At 56.9% G+C, this 13321-nt stretch carries 11 protein-coding genes; 3 read left to right on the top strand and 8 right to left on the bottom strand.

Translation table 11 applies throughout. The annotated features are described in order from the left end of the window. The first annotated feature begins 114 nt into the window (after positions 1 to 114). Genes leuS through holA form a run of 3 tightly spaced genes read left to right on the top strand, consistent with a single transcriptional unit; the run spans position 115 to position 4302 of the window. A complete protein-coding gene (gene leuS, locus JNB88_RS10950) occupies positions 115 to 2745 on the top strand; it encodes a leucine--tRNA ligase (protein WP_220355496.1) in 2631 nt (876 codons plus the stop codon). Beyond that, positions 2735 to 3256: an LPS assembly lipoprotein LptE gene (lptE, locus tag JNB88_RS10945; protein ID WP_037131604.1), complete on the top strand. Its 522-nt coding sequence runs from the start codon at positions 2735 to 2737 to the stop codon at positions 3254 to 3256. The genes leuS and lptE overlap by 11 nt, the downstream gene beginning before the upstream one ends. An 11-nt stretch (positions 3257 to 3267) precedes the next feature. After that, positions 3268 to 4302, top strand: coding sequence for a DNA polymerase III subunit delta (gene holA / locus JNB88_RS10940; protein ID WP_220355495.1), 1035 nt, complete (start codon positions 3268 to 3270; stop codon positions 4300 to 4302). Between the two features lie 9 nt (positions 4303 to 4311). Here the strand turns inward: holA and JNB88_RS10935 are convergent, their stop codons facing one another. The 8 genes from JNB88_RS10935 to hemE form a co-directional block, all read right to left on the bottom strand. After that, positions 4312 to 5196: a ParB/RepB/Spo0J family partition protein gene (locus tag JNB88_RS10935; RefSeq protein WP_220355494.1), complete on the bottom strand. Its 885-nt coding sequence runs from the start codon at positions 5194 to 5196 to the stop codon at positions 4312 to 4314. A gap of 28 nt (positions 5197 to 5224) precedes the next feature. Continuing rightward, positions 5225 to 6019 (bottom strand): ParA family protein, encoded by a 795-nt coding sequence (locus JNB88_RS10930; protein WP_220355493.1) that lies wholly within the window; start codon positions 6017 to 6019, stop codon positions 5225 to 5227. Positions 6020 to 6036: 17 nt separating this feature from the next. Then, the gene (gene rsmG / locus JNB88_RS10925; RefSeq protein WP_220355492.1) at positions 6037 to 6657 is read right to left on the bottom strand and encodes a 16S rRNA (guanine(527)-N(7))-methyltransferase RsmG; all 621 of its coding nucleotides are present in this window, start codon (positions 6655 to 6657) and stop codon (positions 6037 to 6039) included. Positions 6658 to 6677: 20 nt separating this feature from the next. Next, on the bottom strand, positions 6678 to 8552 hold the full coding sequence (gene mnmG / locus JNB88_RS10920) for a tRNA uridine-5-carboxymethylaminomethyl(34) synthesis enzyme MnmG (protein WP_220355491.1): 1875 nt from the start codon (positions 8550 to 8552) through the stop codon (positions 6678 to 6680). A gap of 106 nt (positions 8553 to 8658) precedes the next feature. Continuing rightward, the gene (gene mnmE, locus JNB88_RS10915; protein WP_220355490.1) at positions 8659 to 9972 is read right to left on the bottom strand and encodes a tRNA uridine-5-carboxymethylaminomethyl(34) synthesis GTPase MnmE; all 1314 of its coding nucleotides are present in this window, start codon (positions 9970 to 9972) and stop codon (positions 8659 to 8661) included. Positions 9973 to 10069: 97 nt separating this feature from the next. Further along, positions 10070 to 11335, bottom strand: coding sequence for a transcription termination factor Rho (gene rho, locus JNB88_RS10910; protein ID WP_007528691.1), 1266 nt, complete (start codon positions 11333 to 11335; stop codon positions 10070 to 10072). Positions 11336 to 11530: 195 nt separating this feature from the next. Then, the gene (gene hemJ / locus JNB88_RS10905) at positions 11531 to 12067 is read right to left on the bottom strand and encodes a protoporphyrinogen oxidase HemJ (RefSeq protein ID WP_220355489.1); all 537 of its coding nucleotides are present in this window, start codon (positions 12065 to 12067) and stop codon (positions 11531 to 11533) included. Further along, positions 12067 to 13104, bottom strand: a complete 1038-nt coding sequence (hemE, locus tag JNB88_RS10900; RefSeq protein WP_220355488.1) for a uroporphyrinogen decarboxylase — start codon at positions 13102 to 13104, stop codon at positions 12067 to 12069. The genes hemJ and hemE overlap by 1 nt, the downstream gene beginning before the upstream one ends. Positions 13105 to 13321 lie beyond the last annotated feature (217 nt).

The following is a 13321-nucleotide window of genomic DNA, read 5'->3' as shown; positions in this document are numbered from 1 at the left end:
CGGCAGGCAGGCTGAGATCAGGCTCCTTCCGAACCCGTAAAAACTTGACGCTACGGTGGTTTCATGGTGAAGGTCACCACCAACTTCCCCTGATTTTTCGGAAATACGAATACCATGGCTACCGAACGTTATAATCCGCGCGATGCCGAGCCTCGCTGGCAGCAGAAATGGAACGAGTCGAAGGTCTTCGAGACTGACAACAGCGATCCGCGCGACAAGTACTATGTCCTTGAAATGTTTCCGTATCCATCCGGCCGCATCCACATGGGCCATGTGCGAAACTACGCAATGGGTGATGTCGTCGCCCGCTACAAGCGCGCTCGCGGCTATAACGTGCTGCATCCGATGGGCTGGGACGCTTTTGGCATGCCCGCCGAGAATGCAGCGATGGAACGCGGTGTCCATCCCGCATCCTGGACTTATCAGAACATCGCGTCGATGAAGTCTCAGTTGAAAGCGATGGGGCTATCGCTGGACTGGAGCCGTGAATTCGCGACCTGTGATGTCGCCTACTACCAGCATCAGCAGCACCTTTTCGTGGATTTCCTCGAGAAGGGGCTCGTTTATCGCAAGCAATCGAAGGTGAATTGGGATCCGGTCGACAACACGGTTCTCGCCAATGAGCAGGTGATCGACGGACGCGGCTGGCGCTCGGGCGCACTCGTCGAGCAGCGCGAATTGACACAATGGTTCTTCAAGATCACCGACTTCAGCCAGGACCTGCTCGAGGCATTGGAGACGCTTGATCAGTGGCCGGAGAAGGTCCGGCTGATGCAGAAGAACTGGATCGGGCGCTCCGAGGGCATGATGCTGCGCTGGGAGATCGTTGAGGGGACGGCACCGGCCGGAGAAAGCGAGATCGAGGTCTACACGACCCGCCCGGACACGCTTTTTGGCGCCTCTTTCCTGGCGATCGCAGCCGACCATCCGCTGGCTAGGGACGCTGCCGCGAAGAATCCGGCTATCGATGCGTTTTGCGAAGAATGCCGCCGTGCGGGCACCTCACTCGCTGCCCTTGAGACGGCCGAGAAAAAGGGCATCGATACTGGCATTCGCGTCAAGCATCCGCTCGATCCTTCGTGGGAACTGCCTGTCTACGTCGCGAACTTCGTTCTCATGGACTACGGGACCGGCGCAATTTTCGGCTGCCCTTCCGGGGATCAGCGTGACCTGGACTTCGCGCGGAAGTATGGCTTGCCCGTGGTTCCGGTCGTCATGCCGGCAGATGGCGATGTCGCGACCTTTAGCGTTGGCGATGTGGCCTATGACGGCGATGGCGTCATGATCAATTCGCGATTCCTCGACGGCAAGAGCACAAGCGAAGCATTCGAACTCGTGGCTGATCGTCTGTCATCTATGACACTCGGTAACGCTCCGCAGGGCGAGCGCAAGGTCAATTTCCGTCTGCGTGACTGGGGTATCTCACGCCAGCGCTATTGGGGCTGCCCGATCCCGGTGATCCACTGCGAAGATTGCGGCGTTGTTCCGGTTCCGAAAAGGGACCTGCCGGTAAAGCTGCCAGAGGATGTAACTTTCGACCAGCCCGGCAATCCACTCGACCGTCATCCGACGTGGCGGCATGTTGCCTGCCCACACTGCGGCAAGGACGCGCGGCGTGAAACCGACACGATGGACACCTTTGTCGATTCGAGCTGGTACTTCACGCGCTTTACCGCGCCTTGGGAAGGCAAGCCGACCGATCCTGATGCCGCCAATCGCTGGCTGCCGGTCGACCAGTATATCGGCGGTATCGAGCACGCGATCCTGCATCTGCTCTATTCGCGTTTCTTTACGCGAGCAATGCGAGAGACCGGCCATGTGGATGTTAAGGAGCCTTTCAAGGGTCTCTTCACCCAGGGCATGGTTGTGCACGAAACATATAGCCGCGGCACAGGCATGAGCCGCGAGTGGGTCGCGCCGGCAGACATTCGCATTGAGGAACTGGACGGAAAGCGTCGCGCCTACCACCTTTCCAACGGTGAAGAAATAGCGATCGGATCGATCGAGAAGATGTCGAAGTCGAAAAAGAACGTGGTCGATCCGGATGATATCATTGCCTCCTATGGCGCTGATACCGCCCGTTTCTTCGTGCTTTCGGATTCGCCGCCCGAGCGTGACGTCATCTGGTCTGAGGCTGGGGTAGAGGGCGCTCACCGGTTTACGCAGCGGCTGTGGCGATTGATTGCGGAAGCAGCCGACAATCTTCGCGATGTTGTTCCGACTCCGGCTAAGGATGGCGATGCTCAAGCGATCTCGCAGATAGCGCACAAGACCTTGAAGGCTGTGCAGAATGATTATGATCGCCTCTGGTTCAACAAGGCCGTCGCGCGAATCTACGAACTGGTCAACGCATTGGCATCACCATTGACCCGTGTGGCCGCCGGCGACGGCGATCCGGCATATCGCGCCGCCGTACGCGATGCCGCCGAGATCCTCATCCAGCTGGTAGCGCCCATGACGCCGCATCTAGCTGAAGAATGCTGGGCAACGCTCGGTAACGGCGGGTTGCTGGCCGAGACAAATTGGCCACGCTACGACGAGGCCCTTGTCGTTGAAAACGATGTCATTTTGCCTGTCCAGATCAACGGCAAGAAGCGCGCCGAATTGACAATTTCTCGCGACGCAGATCAGAATGCCGTAACCGAGGGTGTGCTTGCTTTGGATGATGTGAAGAAGGCTCTGAACGGTCAGACGCCTAAGAAGATCATCGTGGTTCCGCAAAGGATTGTGAACATTGTCGTTTGATATCGCTTTCAAGCTGGTGCGCGCCACCGGCCTTGCCGCAATCCTGACTTCCACGGCATTTCTTGCATCTTGCCAGGTTCACCCGCTCTACTCCGAGAGCTCCGGTGTCGCGGAAAAACTTACGTCGGTAGGTTTCTCGGAGCCAGCCTCTCGTATCGAGCAGGAGGTCCGCAACCGATTGATTTTCCTTGCTTCACGCGGCGCAGGCGAGCCGGCAAACCCAGAATACAAGGTGGAGCTCAGCGCTCGCTCGAACGTGATCGATACGCTTCTCGTCGAGTCTTCGGATCAGTCTCGGGCCGGACGTGCAACCGTCAGCGTAGACTATACTCTGAAGTCAACAAAAGACGGCCACGTCATCAAGGCCGGGAATCGTTACGCCACCGCGCTGGTTGACTTTCCGGGCCAGGAGTTCGCCAAGCAGCGCGCCATCCGCGACGCGGAGAACCGTGCTGCGCGGCAGGTGGCCGAGTTTGTTGGTGCTGATATCGCGGCCGCGCTCGGCCGCTGAGGAGCGGACGGGTGTCAGAGATCAGATCGCACGAGTTTGAAGGCTTTCTCGAGCGAACCGCGAAGAACTATCAGCTGTTTGTGATCTACGGGCCGGATCGAGGACTTGTCTCCGAGCGGGCATCGCTGATTGCCAGAAAGACTGGTGTTGCGCTCGATGACCCCTTCTCGTTGATAAAGCTCGATATCAGCGATCTGCAGCGGGACCAGGGACGCCTCCTTGACGAGGCTGGCGCAATCGGCCTTTTCGGCGGAGACAAGCTGATCTGGATCCGCGGGGCATCCAACGAGAAGTATCTCGTCGATTCACTTCAGCTCCTCTCCAATGATATGCCGAACGCGACCTTTGTTGTGATTGAAGCCGGCGATCTCAAAAAGGGTTCGCTGCTTAGGAAGGTCGCTGAGGCGGCCCGCAATGTCGCGGCAATCCCGTGCTATGCCGATGATACACGCGCACTCAACGGCCTGATTGACAACGAACTCGCGAGCGAAGGCCTCGGTATCACACCCGCAGCGCGGCAGGCTCTGCTGGATCTCATCGGCGGAGATCGCATCGCCTCTCGGAACGAAGTGCGAAAGCTCGCCCTCTACTGCCGCACCAAATCAACGATCGAAGAGCATCATGTCGCGGAGATCATCGGCGACGCAAGCGCCATCTCCGTGGATGACGCCGTTGATGCCGTTCTCAGCGGAAACCCTAGCAGCTTCCTGCATGCCATGCAGAAGATTATATCATCCAAGACCGCTGTGTTTCTGGTCATACAGGCGTGCCTAAGACAGTTCCAGCTGCTCGATGCCATGAAGACGGAGATGGAAGAGAAACGCTTGCCGGCCGCGCAGGTCATGCAGACACTTGGCCGTCATCTCCACTTCCGGCGGAAGCCGATCATCGAGCAGGCACTGCGCACTTGGTCATCCGATGCGGTCGCCCGCGAAGCGAATCGCTTGCAGGCTGCTATCCTGCAAACGCGTAAGCGGGCGAGCCTTGAAGACAGCATCGCGCTTCAAACGCTTCTATCGACGACGCTTCAGTCAGCTCGCCGATAGGCTTTTCTCTTAGCGACGCTCCAGAAGCCTGCAGACTTCTTCGAGTTGTTCCAATGACTTATACGAAATTCTGATCTGACCGCCGCTCGCTCTGTGGCTGATCGTAACATCCAAACCGAGTGTATCCGACAGCGTACGTTCAAGAGCCAGCGTGTCGGAATCCTTTTGATCCTTTGGATGCACTGCGGACTTAGGCTCCGACTGAGCTTTGATGTCGTGCTGCGCCAGGCGCTCGGCGTCGCGTACCGACATGCCCTTTGACACGATTGTACGGGCGAGGGCCGTGGGGTCGGAGGTCGGCACCAGCGCGCGCGCATGTCCGGCTGAAAGGCTTCCAGCCGCCAAGAGGTCCCGCACGGGTTCCGGGAGCTTGAGAAGCCGCAACGAATTCGCGACATGGCTGCGGCTCTTGCCAATAATTTCCCCGAGATCATTCTGGGTATAGCCATACTCCGCCATGAGCTGTTCGTAGCCGAGCGCCTCTTCTAGCGGATTGAGGTCTGAGCGCTGAACATTCTCGACGATTGCGATTTCCAGAGCTGTCTTGTCATCGACATCACGCACAATGACGGGGATCTCGATCAGGCCTGCAAGTTGCGCCGCGCGCCAGCGCCTTTCACCGGCAATGATCTCAAACTGATTGTCCGCCAAGGTGCGAACGACGACCGGTTGCACGATCCCGTGCTGCCTGATCGAACTTGCGAGTTCGTGCAACTCACCATCGTCAAAAAAACGGCGAGGATTGCGAGGATTGCGGCTGACAAATTCGATCGGCACCATTCGATCGGCGCCAACGCTCGGCTTTGCCGCATCAACCGGGATAGGTTGATCCATCTCGCCAATCAATGCAGCTAGACCCCGCCCAAGCCTTCTCTTCGAGATGTCGTCGTTCATGGTGTAACTCTCTATTATCAATTCACGTTCAGGCGGCCAAGCGCTGGCGCTCGCGCTGGATGACTTCCGACGCCAACTGGAGGTAGGCTTGGCTTCCTGCGCACTTCAGATCGTACAGAATTGCTGGCTTCCCATAGGAAGGCGCTTCCGATACGCGAACATTTCGAGGAATCAACGTATGGTAGACTTTCTCACCGAGATGCGTCCGGACATCGTTGACAACTTGTTGCGCCAGATTGTTACGGGAATCGAACATGGTCAGCACAATCCCCTGGATATCAAGCCGCGGATTGACGGTCTTTCGAACCTGATCGACCGTCTCCAGGAGCTGGCTCAGCCCCTCAAGCGCGAAGAATTCGCACTGAAGCGGCACCAGCACGGAGTGAGCAGCTGCCATCGCATTCATGGTCAGGAGATTGAACGAAGGAGGGCAGTCGACGAGAATATAGGAGAAGCGAAAAGCTTCCTCTCGGGCCAACGCCTTCTTCAGCTTGAAAACGCGATCGCTCTGGTTCGCGATCTCCATCTCGATTCCAAGCAGGTCCATTGTCGATGGCACGATAAAGAGGTTTGGTACAGCGGTTTCCTGCGACACCTCTTCAATACCATGATCGCCAACAAGTAGATCATAGGAAGATAGCCGACGATGCTTCCGGTCTATTCCAAGACCTGTACTCGCGTTGCCCTGCGGGTCCAGGTCAACAATCAGCACCCGCTCACCGATCGCAGCCAACGCCGTCGCCAGGTTAATGGCGGTTGTGGTTTTTCCCACGCCGCCTTTTTGATTTGCGATGGTGATTATCCGATTTCGTTCGCCAACCATTGCTGATGCCCGATCTGTTAAACCAAGCGCTGGAGGTTAAATATTTCCAGAACAACCGAATCCTGCTCGACAGCGCTTCTATGTTCTACCAGATCGAAACTCCAGCTTCCACGTGCTTTCTCAATCTCAGTCCGGTAATCCCGGCCTTTGTGAAGGTAGGCGCGAAGAGCAGCATTCTCACGAGCCCATGGCTCGGCAAAAGCGAACAGTTTCGGGAGATCAGCAAGCGCGCGCGCCGAGATGAAATCACAAGCTGCTACGATCGCAGGAGCTTCCTCAATTCTTACCGGATGAATGGACCCTCTGCCGCCCGTCTCACGAAGTGCCGTCCGCAGGAATGCCGCCTTCTTGTTATTGCTCTCAACGAGATGGACCCACCCTTCATTGAGCTCGGCCAGCATAATCGCTGTAACGATGCCTGGAAAACCACCGCCACTCCCTAGATCGACCCAAATTCCCGGCTTGGGCTGAAGCTGAAATATCTGCGCAGAATCCACGATATGGCGGCTCCACGCGTCGTTCAGTGTCGATGGCGCCGTCAGATTAATCGACTTCGCCCACTTCTGGAAAAGTGCCACAAAGTGTTCTAGGCGATCCTGTGTTTCACGTGAAACACGCCGGCCGTTCAAATTGGTCATGGGACTCTCAAACATTGCAATCACGCAGAAGCCGCAATGCTTTCCACACCACGTCGTAGGTGGACGAGCAATAGCGAAAGTGCGGCCGGCGTCATCCCGTCGATCTTCGCCGCCTGCGCGATACTATGTGGGCGTGCATGTTTCAACTTCTGCTTGAGTTCATTGGAGAGGCCGGACAGAACATCGAAGTCGAAATCGACGGGTACGAGTCTATCCTCATCCCTCTTGACTTGAGCGATATCCGCTGACTGCCGCTGCATGTACACCGCATAGCTCGCTTCAATCTCAAGCGCCTCGCTGACTCGGTCATCTATCTCAACGAGCCCCGGCCAAAGCTTCTGGAGGTCTGCGAAGCTGAAATCGGGACAGGACAGAAGATCATATGCCGAGCGACGCTGCCCATCCTGGTTCAATTTGAAGCCGAAGCGGCTAGCCTCGTTGGGAGTCGTCACCATCGACGACAACAGTGCTCGTCCTGCATCAAGCGCATCGCTATATCGATTGAAACGATCTTTCCGTTGAGCAGACGCCGACCCAATCGCGATGGCGAGTGGCGTCAACCGCACGTCCGCATTGTCCGCTCGCAGCGACAGCCTGTACTCGGCGCGCGAAGTGAACATTCTGTATGGCTCTGCGACACCACGAGACGTCAGATCGTCAATCATGACACCGATGTAGGAATCGGTTCGGCTGAAGTGCACCTCATCTCCGCCACCCGCCAGGCGAGCGGCATTGAGCCCAGCCACCAGACCTTGTGCAGCGGCTTCTTCATAGCCGGTAGTGCCGTTGATCTGACCGGCCAGAAATAGCCCGGGCATATTCTTGACTTCAAGTGAGGGCTTCAGCTCCCGCGGATCCACGTGATCGTATTCGATCGCATAACCAGGCTGCAAAATCTTGACCCGCTCGAGGCCGGGGATCGTACGAATAAACGCATCCTGAATCTCGGCGGGGAGGGACGTCGAGATACCATTAGGGTAGACGGTCGTATCATCAAGACCCTCGGGCTCGAGGAAGACCTGGTGGCCGTCCCGCTCACCGAACTTGACGAGTTTGTCCTCGATTGACGGGCAGTAGCGAGGGCCAACACCCTCGATCTGCCCTGAATACATCGCCGATCGCTTCAGGTTGTCGACGATGATGCGATGCGTTGCCTCGGTGGTACGCGTAACGCCGCAATCAATCTGCGGATTCGTGATACGGTCCGTCAGGAACGAAAAGGGGACTGGGTTCTCATCTGCCCCTTGGCGGCCGACGCTTTGCCAATCAATCGTCGAGCCATCCAGTCGCGCGGGCGTACCTGTTTTCAAGCGGCCGAGACGCAGGCCCAGGCTCAGCAACGTCTTGGAAAGACCAACAGACGGTTCCTCGCCGACGCGACCCGCTGGGATTTTTTGGTCGCCGATATGGATGAGCCCACGCAGGAATGTTCCGGTCGTCAACACCACCGACGCGCACGGAAGAATCCGGCTATCTTTCATAACGACGGCAGTGACGCGGCCCTCGTCAACAGAAAGATCGAAGGCGTCACCCTCAACGATCGTCAGGTTCGCGATCCCTTCCATCTCCGCAAGCATGGCCTGCCGGTAGAGCTTGCGATCTGCTTGGGTACGCGGACCTCGAACCGCCGGGCCCTTCTTCCTGTTTAGCATTCGGAACTGGATTCCAGCCGCATCGGCGACCCGCCCCATGACGCCATCCATCGCGTCGATCTCTCGAACGAGGTGACCTTTGCCGAGACCACCAATCGCTGGATTACAGGACATGATCCCGATGGTGTCGCGGCGGTGTGTCACCAGCGCGGTCTTTGCTCCGAGACGCGCAGCAGCCGACGCTGCCTCGCAACCCGCGTGGCCGCCACCAATTACGATGACATCAAACCGAGAGGTATTCATTGTTCAGGCTCCTGAGATCGTCAGGTGATGAGCGAAGTGGCTAGATGAGTCAAGGCGTTTCACGTGAAACCACGCGCGCAAGCGCAACTCAAATGTTTCACGTGAATCATTTTCCGATGCAGAACTCGCCGAAGATCACATCCAGAAGGTTTTCGACGTCGACGCGTCCCGTTACGCGTCCGAGTGCGTCACTTGCAACTCGGAGATCCTCCGCTCGTAGATCGAGACCGCGTTCTGGCTCATACAGGGATACTCGCAGAGCCCTTAAAGTCTCCAGCAGTGAATCTCGATGCCTGGCTCTACTCGGAATCGCCATTGACTGCGGATGCACCTTCATCCGCAACCGCTCTACGATCAACGCACGGAGTTCAACAAGTCCCGCACCGTTAGTGATCGAAATAGCGAGATCGTAGTTTGCAGAACTCAGGTTTGGCAGATCGGACTTCGAGCCAACACGAACCGCACCATCCGGGAAAACTCCAACCGTATCTCCGTCGGAAAGATCCTCGAGATAGATCAAGAGATCTGCTTCGGCTATAATACACTCCGCCCGGCGAATGCCTTCGCGCTCGACAACCTCCTCGGTGTCACGAAGGCCCGCCGTGTCGTAGAGCTTGACGAGATATCCGTCCAAGTTGAGATCGACCTGAAGGACATCCCTCGTGGTTCCCGCGATATCAGTAACGATCGCGACGTCGCGCTTGGCCAAGGCGTTCATCAGGCTCGACTTGCCGGCATTTGGCTTACCCGCAATAACGACCTTGAAACCGTCGCGTATAATCTCGCCGGCCTCAATCTGCTGAAGATGGATATCGATCTCATCCACAAGCTTCACCATATCCGCCCATACCTGATCGGATACTGATCCTGGGACATCTTCCTCATCAGGAAAATCGAGTTCGGCTTCGATCAGCGCTCGAGCGCGAGTCAGCCGGTTTGCCCACCCGTAGTATACTGTAGAAAGCCCCCCGGAGCTTTGCTCGACCGCCAACCGCCGCTGCATTTCCGTTTCAGCCGCGATGAGATCCGCCAGGCCCTCGACCTCGATGAGGTCCAACTTGCCGTTTTCAAACGCTCGTCTCGAGAATTCGCCCGGAGCCGCCGCTCGCAGATTCGGAAAACAAGCAAGCTCTCGCTGCAACGCATCGACCACCGCACGTCCACCATGGAGGTGCAGTTCAGCAACATCTTCTCCGGTAAAGGAATGCGGTGCATGAAAGAAGAGCACGAGGCCGGTGTCAATGACTAAGTCATTACGAGTCCGAATCGACCGCAGTACCGCCTGACGTGGCTCAGGTACCTCGCCGACAAGGGCGCGAAGCACATCCTGCACCTCACTTCCGCTAACACGGACAACCGCCAAACCCGCTGGGACGGCTCCACTCGATAGGGCGAAGATCGTGTCCGTGGTAGGGAGCATCTTCCTTCTCCAATGCGAGGCCAACGTGATCCCCTGAGAACGACAAAGCCGGCCACCACAGAAGTGACCGGCTCAATCACGGGAATCCGGCTAACAACTAGGTGTTCATCGAGTCGAAGAAGTCCGGATTGTTCTTCGTCTGTTTCAGCTTGTCGATCAGGAACTCGATCGCGTCGGTCGTACCCATCGGCGCTAGGATACGGCGGAGTACGAAGATCTTCTGAAGATCCTGGCGCGGTACAAGCAAGTCTTCCTTACGTGTGCCGGATTTCAGAATGTCCATCGCCGGGAATATCCGCTTGTCCGCCACCTTGCGATCAAGAACGATTTCGGAGTTACCGGTTCCCTTGAACTCTTCAAAGATAACTTCGTCCATGCGGCTTCCGGTATCGATCAGCGCCGTCGCGATGATCGTCAGCGATCCGCCTTCCTCGATGTTGCGCGCAGCACCGAAGAAGCGCTTCGGGCGCTGCAGCGCATTGGCGTCAACACCACCGGTGAGAACCTTGCCGGAAGAAGGAACAACGGTGTTATAGGCGCGACCGAGGCGGGTGATCGAATCCAGCAGGATGACAACATCCCGGCCGTGTTCAACCAGGCGCTTCGCCTTCTCGATAACCATTTCGGCCACCTGAACGTGGCGCACTGCGGGTTCGTCGAACGTCGAGGAAATAACTTCCCCGCGAACCGAGCGCTGCATGTCCGTCACTTCCTCGGGACGCTCGTCAATCAGGAGAACGATCAGATAGCACTCCGGATGGTTCGCCGTGATCGAATGCGCAATGTTCTGCAGCAACACGGTTTTACCGGTACGAGGCGGCGCAACGATCAGTCCACGTTGGCCCTTGCCGAGCGGCGCGACCAGATCGATCACACGCGGCGACAGGTCCTTAGAGGTCGGAACGTCGAGCTCCATGCGGAAGCGTTCATTCGGGTAGAGCGGCGTCAGGTTGTCGAAATGAACCTTGTGACGGATCTTCTCCGGGTCATCGAAATTGATCGTATTGACCTTGAGCAGTGCGAAGTACCGCTCGCCTTCCTTCGGCCCGCGAATCGGACCCTCAACCGTATCGCCCGTCTTCAGCGAGAAGCGGCGGATCTGCGAGGGCGAGATATAGATATCGTCCGGACCCGGCAGATAGTTCGCATTCGCGGAACGCAGAAAGCCGAAGCCATCCTGAAGCACTTCAACAACGCCTTCGCCGATAATCTCGACATCCTGGCTCGCCAGCACCTTCAGGATTGCAAACATCAATTCCTGTTTGCGCATCGTGCTTGCATTTTCGACCTCGAGCGATTCGGCGAATGCCAGCAGATCCGTCGGGGACTTACTTTTAAGTTCTTGAAGCTTCATTTCAGCCATGAAGTGACCATTACTCTAGTATTTTAAAGGGGGAAGGCGATGTCGAGGCTGTAACCGGTCCTGCGAAGAGATCGCAGACGATCAAACTTTACATACATGCCACAAGGATGAGGTGGGGGGAAAATAGCGAGTAAGGTTCACCGCCGCAAGGGGGCTGCTTAAAATGAAGCAAATTTAACCGGACCAGCCTTCTCGTCAGAAAGGCTTGACCACGACCAGAATGACAATAGCGATCATCAGTAGGGTCGGGGCCTCGTTCATGAAGCGCCAGTAGCGCGCCGACCGTCGATTCTCGTCACGCTCGAAAGCCCGCGCTGCTCGCGCGAAGAAAACATGGACTACCGTCAGAAGCGCAACAAGACCGATCTTTGCGTGCAACCATCCCCCCTGAAAGCCATAGACGGACCAGGCTAGGTAGAGACCGAGGATCCAGGTCAGCATCATCGCTGGGTTCATGATGACCTTCAGCAAGCGACGCTCCATCACCTTGAAGGTTTCCGATTGCGTCGAACCCGGCTCCGCATCCGTGTGGTAGATAAATAGCCGCGGCATGTAGAACAGCCCCGCCATCCACGAAATCACCGCGATGATGTGAAGCGCCTTGATCCAGAGGTAGAGGTCGTCGGGACTCCAAAGAAACAGTCCCACAGCCAGTAGAGCGAAAAACAGGATTGCGAAGTGGGCCCGTCGGCGAGCATACACACCGGGCCTCTCATCCGTCTGCCTCTCCATCACCTGGCGCCCCAGCTGCGAACCTGTTCCACGAGCACGCGAACATTTTCGGGGTCGGCTTGCGGGGTGATTCCATGTCCGAGATTGAAGATCAGCGGCCCATTCCCAAGCTTCTCCAGGATGTCGTCGATTCCCTGCGTGAGCGCCGTACCACCCGCAACAACGCGCATCGGGTCGAGATTACCTTGAACGGCTCCGTCCTTCTGCAGTTCGGCTGCGAAATCCAAAGGCACCGACCAATCGAGTCCGATCGCATCCGCATCTGTCTTCCGCCGGTAGTCCTTCAGCAGGAAACCCGCACCCTTTGCAAAGGCGATCACACGCGCATCCGGCCGTCTCGCCTTGATCGACGCGATCATCCGCGCGACCGGCTTTACCGCAAACGCCTCGAACTCGCGCTCGCCAAGCACACCGGCCCAGGAATCGAAGATCTGCACCGCGTCCGCACCCGCATCAATCTGCGCCACGAGATAATCTGCCGATACTTCGGCCAGCACCGAGAGCAGTCGCTCGAACGCCTTTGGATGCTTATAGGCGAAGAGACGGGCAGGGGCTTGATCCGGCGTGCCGTGCCCGGCAATCATATAGGTCGCGACCGTCCACGGAGCTCCGCAAAAGCCGAGGAGTGTCGTCTCGACAGGCAGGTCTTGCCGGAGGCGCTCGACGGTCTCCAGAACTGGCTTCAAATAGTCGACGACACCATCGGTATTCAGCCGGGAGATACCAGCTTCATCGATCGGATCCATCTCCGGTCCGTGACCTTCGGTGAAACGAACGTTGCGCTTGAGCGCATCCGGAATGACGAGAATATCTGAAAAGAGAATGGCCGCATCGAAGCCATAGCGACGGATCGGCTGAAGGGTGACCTCCACTGCGTGCGAAGGCGTGTAACAGAGATCAAGGAAACTTCCAGCCTTCGCCCGCGTTTCCCTGTACTCCGGGAGGTATCGTCCGGCCTGTCTCATAAGCCAGATTGGTGGCGGACTGATCGCTTCGCCATCCAGGACCCTCATGACTTTCCGGCGATTTTCACTCACACGGTTCTTCCCTATAAAAAAACAAAGATATTTTAAAAGGTTTCTATTTCTTAGAGTCTGTTTCTATCAAGGATTAAAATTCATCCACGGCTAGAGCGTTTTGTCGCGCCGTCTACAGCGCTGAAGAATGGAATAGCCTGCGATTCCTTGCGAAACGTGGATAACCCGAAAAAACATAATTATTTCAGTTAGATCTCAGCTCGGAAACTGCGACGGA

Source organism: Rhizobium cauense, assembly GCF_019511525.1.
Taxonomy (GTDB): domain Bacteria; phylum Pseudomonadota; class Alphaproteobacteria; order Rhizobiales; family Rhizobiaceae; genus Rhizobium; species Rhizobium cauense.
Note: the sequence above shows the minus strand (reverse complement) of the source record. Positions and strands in the feature narration are given on the sequence as shown.

Bases quoted from the DNA above. Each gene is read 5' to 3' on its own strand.
- mnmE (WP_220355490.1), bottom strand. From the start codon at position 9,972: ATGCTCCCTACCACGGACACGATCTTCGCCCTATCGAGTGGAGCCGTC.
- hemJ (WP_220355489.1), bottom strand. From the start codon at position 12,067: ATGGAGAGGCAGACGGATGAGAGGCCCGGTGTGTATGCTCGCCGACGG.
- mnmG (WP_220355491.1), bottom strand. From the start codon at position 8,552: ATGAATACCTCTCGGTTTGATGTCATCGTAATTGGTGGCGGCCACGCG.
- leuS (WP_220355496.1), top strand. From the start codon at position 115: ATGGCTACCGAACGTTATAATCCGCGCGATGCCGAGCCTCGCTGGCAG.
- JNB88_RS10935 (WP_220355494.1), bottom strand. From the start codon at position 5,196: ATGAACGACGACATCTCGAAGAGAAGGCTTGGGCGGGGTCTAGCTGCA.
- rho (WP_007528691.1), bottom strand. From the start codon at position 11,335: ATGGCTGAAATGAAGCTTCAAGAACTTAAAAGTAAGTCCCCGACGGAT.
- JNB88_RS10930 (WP_220355493.1), bottom strand. From the start codon at position 6,019: ATGGTTGGCGAACGAAATCGGATAATCACCATCGCAAATCAAAAAGGC.
- rsmG (WP_220355492.1), bottom strand. From the start codon at position 6,657: ATGACCAATTTGAACGGCCGGCGTGTTTCACGTGAAACACAGGATCGC.